Source organism: Cupriavidus sp. GW822-FHT03E04 (assembly GCF_058801495.1).
The window spans coordinates 303,750-322,605 of sequence record NZ_JBXANI010000005.1 but is presented as its reverse complement, the minus strand read 5'-3'; the positions used below and the strand labels follow the sequence as shown (position 1 = coordinate 322,605).

16 protein-coding genes are annotated in these 18,856 nt (G+C 62.1%); 6 read left to right on the top strand and 10 right to left on the bottom strand.

What is annotated here, in order from left to right; genetic code table 11:
• The first annotated feature begins 12 nt into the window (after window positions 1–12).
• From secA to AC1RQC_RS09005, 4 genes are all read left to right on the top strand, one after another.
• Window positions 13–2,796 carry a preprotein translocase subunit SecA gene (secA, locus tag AC1RQC_RS09020; RefSeq protein WP_492374438.1) on the top strand — a complete coding sequence of 928 codons (2,784 nt, stop codon included), beginning with the start codon at window positions 13–15 and terminating at the stop codon, window positions 2,794–2,796.
• A 131-nt stretch (window positions 2,797–2,927) separates the two neighbouring features.
• Window positions 2,928–4,157 carry a bifunctional glutamate N-acetyltransferase/amino-acid acetyltransferase ArgJ gene (gene argJ / locus AC1RQC_RS09015; RefSeq protein ID WP_492374437.1) on the top strand — a complete coding sequence of 410 codons (1,230 nt, stop codon included), beginning with the start codon at window positions 2,928–2,930 and terminating at the stop codon, window positions 4,155–4,157.
• A 105-nt stretch (window positions 4,158–4,262) separates the two neighbouring features.
• Entirely contained in the window at window positions 4,263–5,165 is a 903-nt protein-coding gene (locus AC1RQC_RS09010) for an ATP-binding protein (protein ID WP_492374436.1), read from the top strand.
• Window positions 5,162–5,602, top strand: a complete 441-nt coding sequence (locus AC1RQC_RS09005; RefSeq protein WP_492808076.1) for an NUDIX domain-containing protein — start codon at window positions 5,162–5,164, stop codon at window positions 5,600–5,602. Before AC1RQC_RS09010 ends, AC1RQC_RS09005 begins: the two co-directional genes overlap by 4 nt.
• Before the next feature lie 51 nt (window positions 5,603–5,653).
• On the opposite strand, the gene AC1RQC_RS09000 is transcribed toward AC1RQC_RS09005, so the two are convergent.
• The 8 genes from AC1RQC_RS09000 to AC1RQC_RS08965 all read right to left on the bottom strand — a co-directional run bounded on the left by AC1RQC_RS09000 (window position 5,654) and on the right by AC1RQC_RS08965 (window position 14,550).
• Window positions 5,654–5,839: a DNA gyrase inhibitor YacG gene (locus AC1RQC_RS09000; RefSeq protein WP_043349767.1), complete on the bottom strand. Its 186-nt coding sequence runs from the start codon at window positions 5,837–5,839 to the stop codon at window positions 5,654–5,656.
• 4 nt (window positions 5,840–5,843) lie between these two features.
• Window positions 5,844–6,602, bottom strand: coding sequence for a cell division protein ZapD (gene zapD / locus AC1RQC_RS08995; protein WP_492374434.1), 759 nt, complete (start codon window positions 6,600–6,602; stop codon window positions 5,844–5,846).
• A 259-nt stretch (window positions 6,603–6,861) separates the two neighbouring features.
• Window positions 6,862–7,488, bottom strand: coding sequence for a dephospho-CoA kinase (coaE, locus tag AC1RQC_RS08990; protein WP_492376803.1), 627 nt, complete (start codon window positions 7,486–7,488; stop codon window positions 6,862–6,864).
• A gap of 67 nt (window positions 7,489–7,555) precedes the next feature.
• On the bottom strand, window positions 7,556–8,473 hold the full coding sequence (locus tag AC1RQC_RS08985; RefSeq protein WP_492376804.1) for a prepilin peptidase: 918 nt from the start codon (window positions 8,471–8,473) through the stop codon (window positions 7,556–7,558).
• Window positions 8,474–8,476: 3 nt separating this feature from the next.
• A complete protein-coding gene (locus AC1RQC_RS08980) occupies window positions 8,477–9,742 on the bottom strand; it encodes a type II secretion system F family protein (protein ID WP_492376805.1) in 1,266 nt (421 codons plus the stop codon).
• A gap of 30 nt (window positions 9,743–9,772) precedes the next feature.
• Window positions 9,773–11,527 (bottom strand): type IV-A pilus assembly ATPase PilB, encoded by a 1,755-nt coding sequence (gene pilB, locus AC1RQC_RS08975; protein ID WP_492829102.1) that lies wholly within the window; start codon window positions 11,525–11,527, stop codon window positions 9,773–9,775.
• Window positions 11,528–11,814: 287 nt separating this feature from the next.
• On the bottom strand, window positions 11,815–12,807 hold the full coding sequence (locus AC1RQC_RS08970) for a biosynthetic peptidoglycan transglycosylase (RefSeq protein WP_492882989.1): 993 nt from the start codon (window positions 12,805–12,807) through the stop codon (window positions 11,815–11,817).
• A gap of 1,488 nt (window positions 12,808–14,295) precedes the next feature.
• Entirely contained in the window at window positions 14,296–14,550 is a 255-nt protein-coding gene (locus AC1RQC_RS08965; RefSeq protein WP_492882987.1) for a hypothetical protein, read from the bottom strand.
• A 1,598-nt stretch (window positions 14,551–16,148) separates the two neighbouring features.
• Between AC1RQC_RS08965 and AC1RQC_RS08960 the strand changes: the two genes are divergently transcribed.
• Both AC1RQC_RS08960 and AC1RQC_RS08955 read left to right on the top strand, forming a co-directional pair.
• Window positions 16,149–16,385 (top strand): hypothetical protein, encoded by a 237-nt coding sequence (locus AC1RQC_RS08960; protein WP_492882985.1) that lies wholly within the window; start codon window positions 16,149–16,151, stop codon window positions 16,383–16,385.
• A gap of 11 nt (window positions 16,386–16,396) precedes the next feature.
• The gene (locus tag AC1RQC_RS08955; RefSeq protein ID WP_492882983.1) at window positions 16,397–16,681 is read left to right on the top strand and encodes a hypothetical protein; all 285 of its coding nucleotides are present in this window, start codon (window positions 16,397–16,399) and stop codon (window positions 16,679–16,681) included.
• Between the two features lie 190 nt (window positions 16,682–16,871).
• On the opposite strand, the gene AC1RQC_RS08950 is transcribed toward AC1RQC_RS08955, so the two are convergent.
• Window positions 16,872–17,828: a tyrosine-type recombinase/integrase gene (locus AC1RQC_RS08950; RefSeq protein ID WP_492882981.1), complete on the bottom strand. Its 957-nt coding sequence runs from the start codon at window positions 17,826–17,828 to the stop codon at window positions 16,872–16,874.
• Between the two features lie 2 nt (window positions 17,829–17,830).
• The gene (locus tag AC1RQC_RS08945; protein WP_492882979.1) at window positions 17,831–18,706 is read right to left on the bottom strand and encodes a TIR domain-containing protein; all 876 of its coding nucleotides are present in this window, start codon (window positions 18,704–18,706) and stop codon (window positions 17,831–17,833) included.
• Window positions 18,707–18,856 lie beyond the last annotated feature (150 nt).

Below are 18,856 nucleotides of genomic sequence, written 5' to 3'. Positions count from 1 at the left end.
TGAAAGCAATCGATGATCACGGGCCTTCTCAAGAAAGTCTTCGGCAGCCGTAATGAACGGCTGATCAAACAATATGGCAGGACCGTCGCGCAGATCAATGCGCTGGAACCGAAGTTCGAGGCACTTTCGGATGACGACCTGCGTGGCATGACCGAGATTTTCCGGCAGCGCCACGCCGCCGGAGAGTCGCTCGAGGCGTTGCTGCCCGAGGCCTTCGCGGTGTGCCGCGAGGCCAGCAAGCGGATCATGAAGATGCGCCACTTTGACGTCCAGCTGATCGGCGGCATGGTGCTCAATGACAACAAGATCGCTGAAATGCGCACCGGCGAGGGCAAGACCCTTACCGCGACGCTGCCGGTGTATCTCAATGCCATTACCGGCCGCGGTGTGCACGTTGTCACGGTCAACGACTACCTGGCCCAGCGTGACGCCGAGTGGATGGGGCGCCTGTACAACTTCCTCGGCCTGTCGGTCGGCGTGAACCTGTCGCAGATGCCGCACGACCAGAAGGCCGCTGCCTATGCGTCCGACATCACGTACGGCACCAACAACGAGTTCGGCTTCGACTACCTGCGCGACAACATGGTCTACGACCCTGGCCAGCGCGTGCAACGTCCGCTGAACTACGCCATCGTCGACGAGGTGGACTCGATCCTGATCGACGAAGCGCGCACGCCGCTGATCATCTCGGGCCAGGCGGAGAACCAGACCGACCTGTACCAGCGCATGAACGGCGTGCCCAAGCTGCTGGTGCGCCAGATCGGCGAGGAAAAGGCCGACGGCACCGGCGTCGAGAAGCCGGGCGACTACTTCGTCGACGAAAAGGGCCACCAGGTCTACCTGACCGAGGCGGGCCACGAGAAGGCCGAAGAGATACTGATGCAGCAAGGCCTGATCGGCGAGGGCGAATCGCTCTACGCGCCGCAGAACATCACGCTGATGCATCACCTCTACGCCGCGCTGCGCGCGCAGAGCTTGTTCCATCGCGACCAGCACTATGTGGTGCAGAACGACGAAGTCGTCATCGTCGACGAGTTCACCGGCCGCCTGATGACCGGGCGACGCTGGTCCGACGGCCTGCACCAGGCTGTGGAAGCCAAGGAAGGCGTGACGATCCAGCAGGAAAACCAGACGCTGGCGACGATCACCTTCCAGAACTACTTCCGCATGTACGAGAAGCTGTCCGGCATGACCGGCACGGCCGATACGGAAGCCTACGAATTCCAGGAGATCTACGGCCTGGAAGTGGTGGTCATCCCCACCAACCGTGGCGCCCAGCGCAAGGACTTCCAGGACCAGATCTACAAGACCTCGAACGAACGCTACGACGCCGTGGTGCGCGATATCCGCGACTGCTACGAGCGCGGCCAGCCCGTGCTGGTGGGCACCACCTCGATCGAGACCTCGGAATACCTGTCTGGCCTGCTCGACAAGGCCAAGCTGCCGCACCAGGTGCTTAACGCCAAGCAGCACGAGCGCGAGGCCGAGATCGTGGCGCAGGCGGGCCGCCCCAAGATGATCACCATCGCCACCAACATGGCGGGCCGTGGTACCGACATCGTGCTGGGCGGCAACGTGGAGAAGCAGGCTGGCTTCATCGAAGCCGACGAAAGCCTCGCCGACGCCGACAAGGCCGCGCGCATCGCCCATCTGGAAGGCGAGTGGCAGTCGCTGCACGAGCAGGTCAAGGCCGCTGGCGGCCTGCATATCGTGGGCACCGAGCGCCATGAGTCGCGCCGTATCGACAACCAGCTGCGCGGCCGTGCCGGCCGCCAGGGCGATCCGGGCTCGTCCCGCTTTTACCTGTCGCTGGACGACCAGTTGCTGCGCATCTTCGCCGGCGACCGCGTGCGCGCCATCATGGAACGCCTGAAGATGCCGGAAGGCGAGCCGATCGAAGCGGGCATCGTCACGCGCTCGATCGAATCCGCCCAGCGCAAGGTGGAAGGCCGCAACTTCGATATCCGCAAGCAACTGCTGCAGTACGACGACGTGGCCAACGACCAGCGCAAGGAAATCTACAAGCTGCGCAACGAAGTGCTCGAGTCGCAAGACGTGGGCGAGATGGTGAAGAACCTGCGCCAGAGCGTGCTGGTCGAGATGTTCCGCGACCACGTGCCGGCCGACACCATGGAAGAGCAGTGGGACATCAAGGGCCTGGAGACCAAGCTGCGCGAGGAATGGTCCCTGGACGTGCCGCTGGCCGCGACCATCGAGGCCGCCCAGAGCATCGAGGACGAAGTGCTGCTGGACAAGATCATGCACGCGGCCGACGAGCGCTACGACGCCAAGGTCAAGCAGGTTGGCCGCGAATCGTTTGCTGGCTTCGAGCGCTCGGTGATGCTGCAAAGCATCGACACGCACTGGCGTGAGCACCTGGCCGCGCTGGATCACCTGCGCCAGGGCATCCACCTGCGCGGCTATGCGCAGAAGGATCCCAAGCAGGAGTACAAGCGCGAGTCGTTCGAGCTGTTCGCCCGCCTGCTGGACGTGATCAAGGTGGAAGTCACCCGCGTGATCTTCAACGTGCAGATCCAGTCGCCGGAAGAGCTCGAGCAAGCCTCGGAGCAGATCGAAGAAGGCCTGTCGCACCTCGCCAACGTGCAGTACAAGCACGAGGAGTTCGACGAGGCCACGCAGGGCGCGGAGAGCGTGGGCAGCAGCGCGCCCGAGCGTGCTGGCATTGCCTACGCCGCCGCGGCGGAAGCCGCGGGCATGGCCAAGGTGGGGCGCAACGATCCCTGCCCATGCGGCTCCGGCAAGAAGTTCAAGCAGTGCCACGGCAAGCTCAGCTAAGCCGCGCACCGTGAAGTCAGCAAACATGCCCGCGCAAGCGGGCATGTTCGTCAGGGGCGGTGCATTCAGTAGAAAGCGCCGCCGCCTGGCACGAGCAAAACCAGCAACGTCGAACGCATAGAGGAACGCACATGGCCGTCAACCTGCCCCTGCCGCTGGCAGAAAACCTGAAACCTGTCGCCGGCGTCGAGCTCGGCTGGGCCGAAGCGGGTGTCCGCAAGGCCAACCGCAAGGACGTGCTGGTGGTGCGCGTTGCCCAAGGCAGCACCGTGGCGGGCGTGTTCACCCGCAACCGCTTCTGCGCCGCGCCGGTGCAGGTCTGCCGCGAGCACCTGGCCGCCGGCAAGGGCATCCGCGCGATCGTGGTCAACACCGGCAACGCCAATGCCGGCACGGGCGAGCCGGGCCTGGCCAATGCGCGCGCCACCTGTGACGCGCTGGCCGCGCAGCTCGGCATTGCACCCGAGCAAGTGCTGCCGTTCTCGACCGGCGTGATTCTCGAGCCGCTGCCGGTGGACCGCATCACCGCCGCGCTGCCCGCTGCCATCGCCAATGCCAAGCCCGACAACTGGCTGGCCGCGGCGGAATCGATCATGACCACCGACACCCAGCCCAAGGCCGCCTCGCGCACCGTGCAGATCGGCGGCAAGACTGTGACGCTGTCCGGCATCAGCAAGGGCGCGGGCATGATCCGCCCCAATATGGCCACCATGCTCGGCTTCGTCGCCACCGATGCCACCGTGTCGCAGGATGTGCTGCAGGCGCTGGTGTCGTACGCGGCGGATCACTCCTTCAACAGCATCACCATCGACGGCGACACGTCGACCAATGACTCCTTCGTGCTGATCGCCAGCGGCAAGGCCGGCGCGCCGGCCATCGAGCGTGCCGAGGGTGCGGACTTCGAGGCGCTGCGTGCCGCGCTGACCGACCTGTCGCAGGAACTGGCGCAGATGATCGTGCGCGATGGCGAAGGCGCCACCAAGCTGATGACCATCCAGGTCGAGGGCGGCAAGGACGTGGCCGAATGCCGCCTGATCGCCTACGCGGTGGCGCATTCGCCGCTGGTCAAGACCGCCTTCTACGCCTCGGACCCCAACCTGGGCCGCATCCTGGCCGCGGTGGGCTATGCCGGCGTGGACGATCTCGACGTGGAGCGCGTCAATCTGTGGCTGGACGACGTCCTGGTCGCGCGCGACGGTGGCCGCAACCCCGAGTATCGTGAGGAAGACGGCCAGCGTGTGATGAAGCAGGCCGAAATCACCGTGCGCATCGCGCTGGGCCGAGGCGACGCCTCCGCCACGGTCTGGACCTGCGACCTGTCGCACGACTACGTTTCGATCAATGCGGACTATCGTTCGTAAGCACCAGCCAGGCACGCGTTGCGTGCGTGCCGCTCCCGCCAGCGCGGGCACGGCACGCCAGCCGCTCGCCCTCCTGCCAACGATCCGCATTTCCACCAAGCCGCCATGTCAGACCTTGCTGCCCGCCTCGATAGTTTCCTCGCCCGCCTTGAACAATGGCTGCCGCCCCAGCTGACCGACGCTGACTGGGAGCAGGCCGTCGCCTTCCGCTGGCGCAAGCGGCAGAGCCTGTTCGGCAACATCGGCTACCTGCAGGCGATCCGCCAGCTGCCGCCGATCCATCTCGACGACCTGAAGAACATCGAGCGGCAGAAGGATGCCATCGTGGCCAATACGCGCCAGTTCGTGCAGCGCCTGCCGGCCAACAACGTGTTGCTGACGGGCGCGCGCGGCACCGGCAAGTCCTCGCTGATCAAGGCCTGCCTCAATGCCTTCGTCAAGGATGGCCTGCGCCTGGTGGAAGTGGACAAGGATGACCTGGGCGACCTCGGCGATATCGTCGAGCAGTTGTCGGGGCGTCCCGAGCGTTTTGCCATCTTTTGCGACGACCTGTCATTCGAAGAGGGCGAGTCGGGCTACAAGTCGCTGAAGTCGGCGCTGGACGGCTCGGTGGCCGCGCAGTCGGACAATGTGCTGATCTACGCCACCTCCAACCGCCGCCATCTGCTGCCCGAGTACATGAAGGACAACGAGACCTACCGGCACACCGACGATGGCGAGATCCATCCCGGCGAGGTGGTGGAGGAAAAGATCTCGCTGTCCGAGCGCTTCGGGCTGTGGCTGTCGTTCTACCCGCCCAAGCAGGACGAGTACCTGGCCATCGTCGGCCACTGGCTCGGGCACTTTGGCTGCAGTGCCGAAGACATCTCCGCTGCACGTGGCGATGCGCTGGTGTGGGCGCTGGAACGCGGCTCGCGCTCGGGCCGGGTGGCCTGGCAGTTCGCCCGCGACTGGGGCGGCAAGCATGGCAAGCCTTATATGGCCTCGGCGCAGGACGGCAAGGCATGAGCGAGGCATCGCAGGTGACCGATGCAGCGGCGCCGGCGCGCAAGGTGACCGAGGTTGCCGTTGGCGTGCTGGTGCAGCCCGACGGGCGCTTCCTGCTGGCCCAGCGGCCGGCGGGCAAGCCCTATGAAGGCTACTGGGAGTTCCCGGGCGGCAAGCTGGAACCGGGCGAATCAGTCGAAGACGCACTGGCGCGCGAGCTGCATGAGGAGCTCGGCATCGAGGTCGGCGCCAGCGTGCGCTGGCACGTGCTGGAGCATGATTACCCGCATGCCTATGTGCGCCTGCATTTCTGCAAGGTCACTGTGTGGACGGGCGAACTGGTCGGCCGCGAGGGCCAGGCCTTCTCGTGGCAATCGGCGCCGGTGGACGTGGGCCCCTTGCTGCCCGCTACGATCCCCGTGGTGGACTGGCTGGCTGCCGAGAGCGGCACCGCCTGAACCGTCGGGGCCGTCGTCAGGGCCGTCGAGGCCGCAACGGTGGCGCGGTGCTTAGTCCTCGTCTTGCTCGTCCGGCGAGGGCTCCTCGCCGGGTTTGCCGCCAATCACGTATTTCTCGGACGCCCACGCGCCCAGGTCGATCTGCTTGCAGCGGTTCGAGCAGAAGGGACGGAATTTACTCTCGGGTACCCAGGCCACGTCCGTGCCGCAGGTGGGGCATTTGACTACGGTTGTCATTGCTTCAGAAATTGCAGAGCTTGAGCAGGAAGGGGATGTCGGCGTCGACCGAACGGGGACGCAAGTCGCCATCCTGCTGCGTGAAACGGACCCACAGCATGTACTTGTTGGCGCTCATCTCGGGGATGAAGGCCAGCAGCGATTCATCCAGCAGCACCTGCATCAGCTGGTAGCTGCGACCGGACAGCATCTGCTGGTAGCTGCCGCCGGTGGCGATGACCTTGCCGCTCTGGCCGGACTCGCGCAGCAGGCGCAACACGGTGTTGGTGCCTAAGCGCAGCGCCACCAGCGGGCGCGCCCACTTGAGGATGTCCGAGCGGCGTTCTTCGGCCGGACGGTGCTGCCAGGCGTAATACGCCGGCAGGTCGAACTCGCAGGTGCCGCCAGGGATGATGGCGCGGCTGCGGATGCTGGTCAGCCACTCGTTATCGGTCAGCAACTGGCCGGCCTTGCCAACCGTCTGGTTGAGCTGGGTCATCGCCTGCTCGATCTCGCTGATGACGCCATCCAGCGCGCCCTGGTCGATCTGCGGATTGGCGCGCAGCGCGGCAAGCGCCTGGCGCTGGCGTTCCAGTTCCTTGAGCAGGTCGGTCTTCAGGTCTGCGCGGCCGGCGACGTCGATAATCTCGAACAGCGTCGTCAACGCCACGTGATGCTGCAGGGCGTGATCCTGACCGAGAAAATAATCCAGCCGATCGAACAGGTCTTCCAGGCGCAGGAGAGTCCTGATGCGTTCGTTAAAAGGATATTCGTACAGAATCAATGGGTGTATCCGTGCAACAGGGCGGGTTGGCGGGTGGGCAATCTGACCCGGGCGGCATTGCCGGAGCGGCGAGGCTTCCGGTGTATCCGGGCCTGCGCGATTTGAATCGGCCTGGGCCCGCAATATTGGCAGTATGCGGCCATTTCCCGCGTGATTCCAGCGCATTCTATGCGAGACCGCCAAACAGGACAATGAAACAGCCGACTTAGGGTGCCGCATGCAGCACTGCACAAAGATGGTGCCGGATGCGGCCAGTCATTCAGCCCGTGGCTGCCCAGGCGCCAGCCAGGGTGCGGTACAACTGGTCCAGGCGATCCACCTGGGCGGGCAGGGCTTGCGGCGGACCCTCGTTGTCGACCACGTCATCGGCGGCGGCCAGGCGTTCGCTGCGCCTGGCCTGCCTGGCCATGATGGCCTCGACCTGGCCCTGGGAAAAGCCGTTGCGTGCCATGACCCGCGCAACCTGCGTGGCCTCGCTGCAATCCACCACCAGCACCCGGTCCACCCGCGCGCGCCATGAGCCCGACTCGACCAGCAGCGGGACCACGTAGATCAGGTAGGGATGCAGTCCGGAGGCGCGGATCGCGGCGGCGCGCGCCTCGGTCAACTGGCGGATCAGGGGGTGGGTGATGCCCTCCAGCCGGGCCTTGGCCGCGGGGTCCGAGAACACCAGCTCGCGCATGGCATTGCGGTCCATGGCGCCGTCGGCGCGCAGGCAGGCGGGGCCAAAGGCTTCCAGCAGGGCAGGGATGGCCAGCCCGCCCGGCGCGGTGATCTCGTGCGCGAGCAGGTCGGTGTCGATCAGAGCGGCACCGCGCGCGGCGAACAGGTCCGCCACGCGGGTCTTGCCAGAACCGATGCCTCCGGTCAGTCCGATTTGCAGCATGTAGGTCTCGAAGCTTGCTGTGGGTGTGATAAAGGCAGCCTTAGGGCGGCCGGCGGCCGGCGCCCGTTCAGCCCGCAATGCCCAGCGGCAGCACATTGGGCCCAAAGAACAGCACAAGCAGCCCGGCTCCGGCGATATAAGGGCCGAAGGCGAAGTGCGTATCGCGATCCTGACGGCGCAGCGCGATATTGGCAAGCGCGAAAACCAGCCCCACCACGGAGGAGAGCAGCACCAGCGCCGGCAGGGCCTGCCAGCCGAACCAGGCGCCCAGCGCGCCCATCAGCTTGAAGTCGCCATAGCCCATGCCTTCCTTGCCCCGCACCAGCTTGAAGATCCAGTACACCGTCCACAGCAGCAGGTAGCCGGCGGCCGCGCCGATCACGGCATCCGCCAGCGGCGCGAACAGCCCGCCGAGATTGAGCAGCAGGCCCAGCCATACCAGCGGCAGCGTGATCTGGTCGGGCAGTAGCTGCGTGTCGGCGTCGATCAGGGTGAGGGCGATCAGGGCCCAGATCAGGGCGATGGCCGCGAGAGCCTGCCAGGTCGGGCCAAAGTGCGCGGCGGCCAGCGCGGTGAGCAGCGCGGTGCCCGCTTCCACCAGCGGATAGCGCGCACCGATGGGCGCGGCGCACGATGAGCAGCGCCCGCGCAGGAACAGGTAGCTCAGTACCGGGATGTTCTCTAGCGCGCCGATGGCGTGTCCGCAGTGCGGGCACGCCGAGCGCGGCACCATCAGGTTGTAGGGCTCGGGGTGGGGGATCGGGTCGTCGCGCAGCGACGCGATGTAATTGGCTTCGTCATGCTCCATCATGCGCGGCAGGCGGTGCACCACCACGTTGAGGAAGCTGCCGACCAGCAAGCCGATCAGCGCGGCGGCGGCGACCAGGAACCAGGGCGGCAGCGCCGCCAGCTCTGCAATGGTCTGCGCGGGGGCAGCCAGTGAAGAAATCGCGCCACTGGCGCCATCCGCGGAAAACAGCCACATGCCTTACACCACCTGTCCCAGTTTGAAGATCGGAAGATACATTGCCACTACCATGCCGCCAATCAGCACGCCCAGGATCACGATGATCAGCGGCTCGATCAGGCTGGAGATGGCGGCCACAGCGTCATCGACCTCGCGCTCGTAGAACTCCGCCACCTTCAGCAGCATATTGTCCAGCGCGCCGGACTCCTCGCCGATCTGCGTCATCTGCAGCACCATGCTGTCGAAGACATGGGTGGCTTGCATGGCGTTGGTGAGGCTGGTACCGATGCGCACCGATTGCTCGATTTCCTTGGTGGCGTCGTAGTAGACCCAGTTGCCGGCGGCGCCGGCGACCGATTCCATCGACTCTACCAGCGGCGTGCCGGCGGCGAACATGGTGGCAAGCGTGCGGGTCCAGCGGGCGATCACCGCCTTGCGGAACAGCGAGCCGAAGATCGGCAGCTTGAGCAGCAGGCGGTCGCTGGCGCGCTGGACCTTCTCCGAGCGTTTTAGCCCGCGTATATACATCGTGATGCCGATGATCGGCGCGCCGATGATCAGGTACCAATTGTCGACGAAGAAGTCCGACATGGCGATCACGACCAGGGTCGGCGCCGGCAGGTTGGCGCCGAAGCTGGAGAACACGCCCTTGAACGCCGGGATCACGAAGATCATCAGGATGACCGTCACCGCGAAGGCCACGGTCAGCACGGCGATCGGGTAGATCATGGCCGACTTGATCTGGCTCTTCAGCGCGATGGTCTTTTCCATATAGAGCGACAAGCGCTCCAGCAGGGCATCCAGGATACCGCCCTGCTCGCCGGCATCGATCAGGTTGCAGTAGAGCGTGTCGAAGTAGCGCGGATGGCGGCGGAAGGCCTGCGCCATGCTGCTGCCGGATTCGATGTCAAAGCGGATCTCGGACAGCAACTGGGTGAAGTTGGGGTTGGCATGCCCGCGCGCAATGATGTCGATCGATTGCAGCAGCGGGATGCCCGCCTTGAGCATGGTGGAGAGCTGGCGCGTGAAGTATGCGATGTCCTTCTGGGTAATCTTCTTCCCGCGCGCGGCCCGCCGCTTTTTCAGCTTGACGACCGTCAGCCCCTGCTTTCGCAGCGTGGCATTGACCTCGGCCTGGCTCTGCGCGCGCAGCTCTCCCGAGAACGCCTTGCCCTTGCGGTCCTTGCCTTCCCACTCGAACAGGTACTGCGTGGGCGCTTTACGCCCTGGTTTCCCCTTGGGCGCGGCCGCCTTGCGAGCGGCTGCGGCTGGTGCGCGTGTCGCCATGATTGACCCCTAATGACATCTTTTGTTGTTTTACATATTTGTTGTGGCCAGCACTTCTTCGAGCGAGGTGAGACCCTGCTTCACCTTGGCCAGGCCAGCTTCGCGCAACGATAGCACGCCATCTTTACGCGCTTGTTCGGCGATCTCCAGTGCCGTGCCATGCGCGAGGATGATCTGCTGCATCGGCTCGGTGATCGGCATCACCTGGTAGATGCCGCAGCGGCCCTTGTAGCCGCTGCCGTTGCAGCGCTCGCACCCGACCGGGTGGTAAGGCTGCCAGCTGCCGTCGAGGTCCTCGTCCTGGAAGCCGGCGTCGGCCAGCACCTCGCGCGCCAGCTCTCCGGGGCGCTTGCAGGTGCACAGCCGCCGCGCAAGCCGCTGCGCGGTGATCATCAGCACGCTCGACGCGATATTGAAGGGCGCGACACCCATGTTCATCAGGCGCGTGAGCGTGGTCGGCGCGTCGTTGGTATGCAGCGTCGAGAACACCAGGTGACCAGTCTGTGCCGCCTTGATCGAGATATCGGCGGTTTCCAGGTCGCGGATTTCGCCGACCATGATGATGTCGGGATCCTGGCGCAGGAAGGAACGCAGCGCGGCGGAGAAGGTCAGACCGGCTTTTTCGTTGACGTTGACCTGGTTGATGCCCGGCAATTGGATTTCCGCCGGATCCTCGGCGGTCGAAATATTGATGTCGCCCTGGTTCAGCCGGTTCAGGAAGGTGTACAGCGACACCGTCTTGCCGCTGCCGGTGGGGCCGGTCACCAGCACCATGCCGTAGGGGCGCTTGATCACGTCCAGCAACAGCGCCTTTTGCGCCGGCTCGTAGCCGAGCTGGTCGATGTCGAGCTTGTCGGACGACGACTCCAGGATCCGGATCACGATCTTCTCGCCGAACAGCGTCGGCAGCGTGGAGACGCGGAAGTCGATCGCCTTCTCCACGGTTTCCTTGGGCTCCTTGCCGTCCTTGCCGTCTTTGTCGCCGCCCTTTTCCTTGGGCAGCGCGATCAGCAGCTTCATGCGGCCGTCTTGCGGCACGCGCTTTTCCGAGATGTCCAGGCGCGACAGCACCTTGATCCGGGTGGAGATCTTGTCGCGGATGTCCACCGGCGGCCGTGCCACTTCCTGCAGCACGCCATCCACCCGGAAGCGGATGCGATAGAAGGTCTCGAACGGCTCGAAGTGAAGATCGGAGGCGCCGCGATGGAAGGCTTCGGTCAGCAGCTTGTGCAGGAAGCGAACCACGGGCGCGTCGTCGATGTCGGCCGCGGTCTTGTTGCGCAGCGCTCCAGCGGACGCCACCGGGTCATAGTCGATCATCTTGCGCTCGACATGGCCCGGGCCGATCGACTTGATCGTGCCGCCGCTGTCGTCGGCAGCCGAGCGCACGTATTGCATCAGCTTGTCGTGCTCGACCACGACGGGTTCCACCGGCAGGTTGTATTTCTGCTTGATGGCGTCCAGCCCGGCCTGGTTGCCCGGGTCGGACAACGCCAGCACCAGGCGGTTCTCGCGCCGGCCCAGTGGCAGCAGGCGGTGCGCGTGGAACTCGCGATTGCCCGCCAGCGCCGGCGGCACCTTGTTGAGGTTGTACTGATTCAGATCGATCAGCGGCAGCTGATACTTATCAGCCGCGAAGATCGCCACATCATGTGCAGTCATGGTGCCGCTGGCGATGATCTCGTCGATCAGCTGCGACTTTTTTTCTCGTGCCGACTGTTCAAGCTGGGCGAGCAGGGCCGGCGCGATACGCCGGCTCTGTGCAAGAGCTAGACCAAGTGTCATGGCAAAAAACGATTGGCCGCAAGCGGCCTAGGACCCCGAATCGGGGCAGTTTGCCGCCGGGGTCACTTTTTGTAAAGGCGCACCGGACAGGGTGTTGCCGTTTGCACGACACGGGCGCAACCCTACTTGCGCGGGGGGATGGGGAAGGGACGGGAATCAGGATTGGCGAGCCGGGCGCACCAATGAAAAAAGGCCGCACATTGCTGTGCGGCCTTTCTTGTACGGTCTCGGGGACCGTGAAACTGGTCGGGGTGAGAGGATTCGAACCTCCCGTGATCCACAGTAAATCAAGGCCCGGCGGGCGATGTGTCGGCGGCTTTCGCTGTATTGGTTGACACAGTGTCGCGTACGCTATCACAGGGCGTCAGCGCCTGGAATGCCGCTGAGCCGTCTACTTTAGGAAGTGTTTCGCGTGTGATGCCGAGGGCATTAAATCTTGCGAGGATGTACGTGGCTCGCCTTGCTCGGCGCGTTGCAGCGTGAGGTGCTTCACTTGCTCCGAGGGGATATTTTAGGCAGGCGGCAATACGTGCTGCCTGCTCAAGTGAAACGCCATTGACATCAATTCCCAATCTTCTAGCCAAAGCAATCACTCCTTCTGCGTCACTGCCAAGGTAGGCAATGTGCAGATACAAACGCAGTAGATCATTCTTGCTCAAAATGTCGCAAACGCGAACCGCAAGCGCCATCTCCCTTATCTTTCGCCCTATTGTCAGCCGATAGTCGCCACTGATCACGCGAACGAGCTGTTGTTCGATAGTACTTCCACCCTGGCGTCGTCCCTTGAGGCAAGAAGATGTGGCTCGGAAAAAAGCAACATGATCGACGCCCTTATGCATCCAGAATCTATGGTCTTCGGCTACCACGACGGCCGCCAGCATACTTTCGTCAATGGCTTCCAGTTCAATGGATGGGTAGATCGAAAGAACCTTACTGTGCAGGCGTTTCGTAGCACTGCGGTGGAGTGTCTTTGATAGCGAGAAGCAGATTAGCCAGAGCAGCCACGCGCCGTATCGGTACAAATATGTGCACCACTTATGCGATGCGCTTCCAAGACGCCGTTCCACCGCTCTTAGCCGCAGTTGTATAAAAAGATCCCCAAAGATCGCCTTTTCTTTTGCAGCCTGATACTCGCAACCTAAAAAAGGATGCAACTTCCCGTCGTTCTCCATCTTCCCGCCAGAAAATAACAACTTCATCTGAGCCAAAAAATCGCTTGGTGATTGCTCCACTGATGTCGGTCGTTCGTCGATGCTTGCCTTCATATTGACGCGAACCATCTCTGGATATCTCTCGTTCCTTTTCACCCATTCCAGATATGGTTGGGCCGGTTTGAAGGAGGGTTATTCTGTACCAGACCTTCATACCCTTGTATGGATTGTATTCGGTGTGCTGTACGGTGGTCTCGCATTCCCACACGCCGGCTATTGTTGGAAGGGAAAATAATTTCTCCTTAAAAAGGAAAAATATAATAGTAAGAAGGATGCCCCCTAGGACCGTACTCGCGAGGCCGCCATAAAACCCTGGCCAGAACTGTGAGAGAAAATTCGCGTCTATCTTCATCGTAATTATTCTTCGGTAGTTCGCGCAGTGCACAACTCGCCTCAGAGGATAGCATGAGGCCTGACAAATGGCCGGAAGGGGAGGGGAAGCGAAGAGGAATGCGCGTCACTTGACAAGGCGTCGGAGTGCGCTCTGCGGGGGCGCAGTCTATCGCTGCGCTATTACTGGGTAGGTGGAAAAAAGAAAACCCTCCAATTCGTCCCTTGGGATCAGGGGTCACTGTCCGGGTCCGGGTTCCCTAGTTCCGCTCTGACATGGGCCATCTCGACCGCTTTCTCAGCCAAGCTCATCATTGCCCGGACACGTTGGAGGGCGGCTTGGGCGGCCTCAATTTCGGGCCTTCCGGGTCATTGCTGCGACCTCCCGCTCCAGGTCAACCCCCTCTGCCTGTAGGAAGTCTTCCGCCGTGAATTGCGTCGCCAGGATGTCTTCGGGGCGTAGGGCGTCGATGATCCTATCCACTTCGGACGTGTCTCGCTTGATGGGCTTTGACTTCCTCTTGTCGAAGGCTGTCCGGATCGACGTGGGCGCAAAGGCGAAGGGACCGACAGCGCCCTCTCGCTCGGCTTCCTGTCGATTCTTCGCCCACCACGTCATTGCGGAGATTTGGGGTGCCCGCGCATATGCCTCCAATCCGACATTATCCAACCATCGCCGCCGCAGTACAGCGTCCCGTGGGGCGGCACTGCGCGTCTCCCCGATTGCCTCCCCTAGCTGTTGCCACGCGTCCCGTGCCTCCGCCGTCAGCCGTAGCAGCTTGGCTGCGGCATCCTGCGCCTTTCGCGTGATCGGTCCCTCGTCCTCCGTGGCTCCCGTAGACTCTTCGCCGTCCTTGTGGTCCCACGAGTGCGATTTGGTGGCTGGGGGTACGGGGACGTCCGGATGATCCCTGTGCGACGGGAGGGCGTCCCACGTTGTCGCAGTCCCTTTTGATAATTCCTTAGTCATCGGCGGATACTGCATGGGCGTGGTACTTGGTGTACATCGCTAGGCTCCAGTACCGTTCAGGGACCCCTTTGCCAACCCCGGTAGCGAGGCTGCGGTCGGCTGCGGCGCTGAGTTGCATCGCTGTTCGGGTCCCCTTCAGCAAATTGCAGTCTGCGCAGATGTAGGCAACGTTGCCCTGCGTATAACCCTTGGCTGGCACGATGCGGTCGATGCTGGCCCTATTGTTTGGCGCGTAAAGGGCACGACAGCATGGGCAGCTATTTCATCAGCGTCCAGCATGTCTGTGCATTGGCGAGATCCGTTTCCGGATCGGGAAGCCGCAGCGGGTTGTATTCGAGGAAACGCGTGTTCTTCAGAACCAAAAGGCGCTTTCCCGGAAAATCGAAGCCCAGCGCTAAGCCCCATGGCCACTTCTCCCGCTCTACACCGTAGGTGTCTCCACCATTCGCGACAACGGCAGCCGCGGACGTCGGATAGGCAATGGCGAGCGCCGACAGCCGCAGTGCTTTCAATGGATAAGGTTCAACGGCGACGCAGACGTGAAACCCTTCGACACAACTGTGCTTTACGTGGTCGCTTTTCCGCTCGGCGAAGAACTGGAAGAATTTGCGATGCCGCGTTCTGTCGCTATCGGGTGGTGAAGAAGGGCCCTGGCTACGCGGCTGGGGCCATCGTCAAGCAATTGCCCAGGGTCGGACCATCCAGGCCTGGAGCAAGGTGCCCCAAGCTTACGCCTTTGCTCAAATATTCATGCTCCGTGAGGGCTCTTCGGCACCCTTGTATATCCCAAGAGCACGTAGAGCACATGGGAGCACGGGAAAATTGGAGCACTGTAGCACCGCAATTTCAATGTAAATAATTGATTGTAAAAGTCTTTTTATGAAAAAACGTGCGTAATCGCGCATTTCGAATCCATGAGATTGCTCAATATATCGCCATTTCATGGTAGCAAAAAGACTTTTTGTGTGCTTAAGTACAGCGGAACGATGTGCGTTTCGAATCGTTGCCGGGTGCAACGGAAGATGTAACCATGCAGTTATCAACACGGGCTAGGAGTTCTTGGTGGCAAACGGAAAGCAAGCGGCATCTAAGCGGCTGAACATGGCTGAGCGGGCTCAACAGCAGATGGATCTGCATTTCCCGAATACGCCTGCGCAATGGACCTGGAGCCGCAAGCGGAATGATGGGTACACCACGGTCCCGCGAACACTTCCGCTCGTAATGCAAGCGATCGACATGCAGTCGAAGGGACAGCCCGCAGGGCATACGCTCTTCTGTTTGTGGGCTCGGTCTCCTGATCACCCCTTGATCGTTATCGAAAACCCAGCCACTTTTGCGAGCGAGGCCGGCTTTGCAGGGGAGCGAGCGGTGGATACGTGGCGGCGGCGGATGAGAAGGCTCCAGCAGCTTGTGTTCATCCTTACGAAGCCTGGACCGTCCGGAGATTTCCACTACGTCTTGCTTCTCAACCCCAATCTAGCGATGGAGATAATGCGAACGCGGGGCGAAGTCCAGGATGGCCTCTACAGTCAATTTCTAGCGCGGATGGCGGACATTGGAGCGTTTGGGGAGGTCGAAACGTTTCGCAAAATGATCGCCGAGAGCGAGGCCCGGGCCGCCGCGAATCAAGCAGCCGTGCAACAGGAGGCAACTAGGGGCGCAGTGGCTCAATCGGCCACCGCCGATCAAGCGGGCGCCACAACGAGTGCAGGGGCTACATAAGCATCTTTTCAGCCACCAAGCAAGGAGGATAAATGCAGAAATTATTAGTCGCCGGCATCCATTGTTTGCCTGCCCGATGGGTGCCGACTTGAGAAGACCCTCGACCAGCCTAGATTTCGACGGCTGGACTGGCCAAGGGTCGTGGTAGGCGCCCTGTGGGGGGGGCACCGAGCAGCAAACTACTGTTTGGTGCCTCATATCTATAACGCGATACAGCGTCGTAAGCAAGAGAAGGCCGCATGTGGACACATCAAATTATGTGATTCAAGGGCATTTTTTTGATGTGCGTCGTGGTCCAAGCAGGCGCTTCGTAAGCTCGGGAGCCTCGTCAGAGTTGCATGCGCAATATCTGACGTCCTTCCGGTTTTAGACGGTGAGGAGAATTTAAGTGGCGCAATATAAACATGGTCAGTACTTGAACAAAGGTGAAAGTGCCGAGTACGACAAGACGTACTCGCCTGGCAGTGAAGCGGCAAACGCGGGTATCTATCGGTGCGCTGTCTGTGGTGATGAGATCGGGATTGCCAAGGGCCATACGCTGCCGCCGCAGAATCACCATCAACATGCGCCCGGGCTCGGCAAGATCGAGTGGCAGCTGCTCGTGTTTGCGCAACAGAAGAACTGACGGGGGGTGATATGCCGAGATTCAAGGTTGCGCATCTGCGTGAGCAGGGGGTGGATCTGATTATCATTCCGCTGGATAGCGCATTCGGTCGGAAGAGTTCGTCTGACCAGCAGGACATCATTGCCGAGTTACAGGGACATGCAACGTCGGCTGGCCTGGCTGGGGCAGTGGTTCCCGTATGGGATTCTGGCGGTGGAAGGATGAGCTTTATCGCTCCGTCGAACTGGCATGGGTTCTTCAGGAGCATCAGCCTGCAGGTGGTGGCGATAAATCTCAACAAGGAGATCTACTGGTAGTGATCTATTTGTGCCGACGAAATGAGGTTTCTATGTGGAAACCTCATCGCCATCTGCGCCGCATTGCGCGGGTTTCAGGCCACGGCATTGTTAGTCGGCGGTTCGCAGAGCGTATGCCAGTGCGTTCCACAATTCTTGATAAAGCCATTTTCAGCATGGGGCTTTAGGCCATCCGCCCGTCGCATGATGGCTACAGGCGGATCCGCTCGACCTCGTCTAGGCTGATGCTGTCGTGGCGCCGGTCATACAGTTGCGTGGTGCGGGTCGAGGCGTGGTTCGCCATCGCGGCGGCGTTCTCCAGCGTGCCGCCGTTCTTCAGATAGGCGGTGATCCCGGTGGCGCGGAAGGTATGGTTGCCAATCCGGGTCGCGATGCCGGCGGCAAGCGCGCGGCGTCGCACCATCGCATGGGCGTTGGCCTGTGGCAGCGGGGTGTCGCTGAGTTGGCCGGTGCCGCGCTGGATCGTGCGGAACAGGGGGCCTTTCCAGTCGTCGCCGATGCCGGTACCTTCCAAGTACGCGTGCAGATGTGCTTCCAACGTATGATGGCAAGGCATGGCGTGGTGCTTGCCGCCTTTCTCGCGCAACCGAACCCACAGGCGCCGATTTTGGACATACACATCGCCGACCCGCATTGCTAGCGCGGCGCCAATCCGCGCGAAAGAAAACACCATCAGCCCGATCAGCGCGCGGTCGCGCAGACCGACCGGCGTGCTGACGTCGATACGGTCGAGCAACTGCCGCGCCTCGGCCACATCGAGCACCGGCGTCTTGCCCTGCCGTGCAGTGTGGCTGGGTCCGCGCACCGACGCGGCAGGATTGACCGGCACCACTTGGCCGGTGACCAGCCAGTCGAACAGGTGGCGGATCGCCGCGAGCTGTTGCTTGACAGTCGGTGCCGATCGCGTTTGCGTTTGCCGTTCGATCCAGGCGGCGACGTGTAGTGGCTGGACCGCGGTGAGCGACGGTACGCCGGCCTCCTCACACCAGGTCAGGAACTCACCGGCCGCGCGCGCGTAGGCGCGCCGCGTGTGTGGATTGCGGATTGCCGAGGCGAAAAACTCGAGAAACCGGACCCAGGCGCGCTCGCCAGCCGCGATCACCAGCGCTGGCGTTGGGATGGCGTTGAACGCGACAAGCTGGTTCACGGCTAGAAAGCCTTGTTCAGATCGACTGCGTGACCAGCTGCCTTGAGTTCGCGGGCCAACGAGAGTTTCCAGCCATTTCCGTCATCCATCTTTTCCCACACCACCCCGGCGAAGTCGCTCGGGATCTCGAGCGTGCCCCGCTTGAGCGCGCACACCTTGTCCCGGCCGAGGCGCCCGATGAAGAACCCCAGTTCGAGCAGCACGTTCTGGCGAGCCCGTGGCTCGGGCTCGCCGCCCTTGGCACAGCCCTCATCGTCCGGCGTGAGCAGCACTACGGCGAACCCGACGTCGCCGTGCGCTTCCACCTTCTCAATGACGGTGCGCCCCTGATTGGCCTGTTCGTGCAGGATGATCGGTTCGAAATCGAGCTTTCTCAGAAAGCTGGCAACTATCTCGCGCGCCTCGCCATCGTGGCCGTGGACCACGAATACACGCCGTGACAGCGGTTCAGGTGACGAAAACGCCGGCTCCATCGCGACCTCCTGCGTAGCATCCGCCAGATCCTCATTCAGCGCTCGCTGCGCCTCTTGCAACATCAGAACGGCTTGAGCAATGTTCTTTTGTGCGCCCTCCTGATAGTGCTCCAGGAGGGGATAGTTACCGCCAAAAAAACCTGGACGAAAATTGAGAGCGGTTGCATTCTCGAAGCGTTTGTATGCCGAGGTGTTTTCACCAAAGCACCGCACCAACGTATCTTGTATGGCCGCCGACAACGCTGTGAGCTCCGGTGAGCTCCCTTTGGGCACCGAGGCGACATTGAACGCCCGCAACTCATCGATGCGTTCCCCGAGCCTAGCGATACCGCGCTTGATCGCCGCTGGGTCCAATTGCAGTTTCTGGGCAAGCGGTTGCGCAGCCGCAGGGCGACGGGTGGTCATGGGTTCTCCCTTTATATGTGATAAAGGACATTATCATACATATGAGACCATAAAGCCTCACAAGGTGTTGCTGCTGCGCCGCTTCCTTTGTTTCATATATTGCATTTACTGCGTTTAACAGCTACGCTAGCTTTCGCAAGCCGAAAGCTA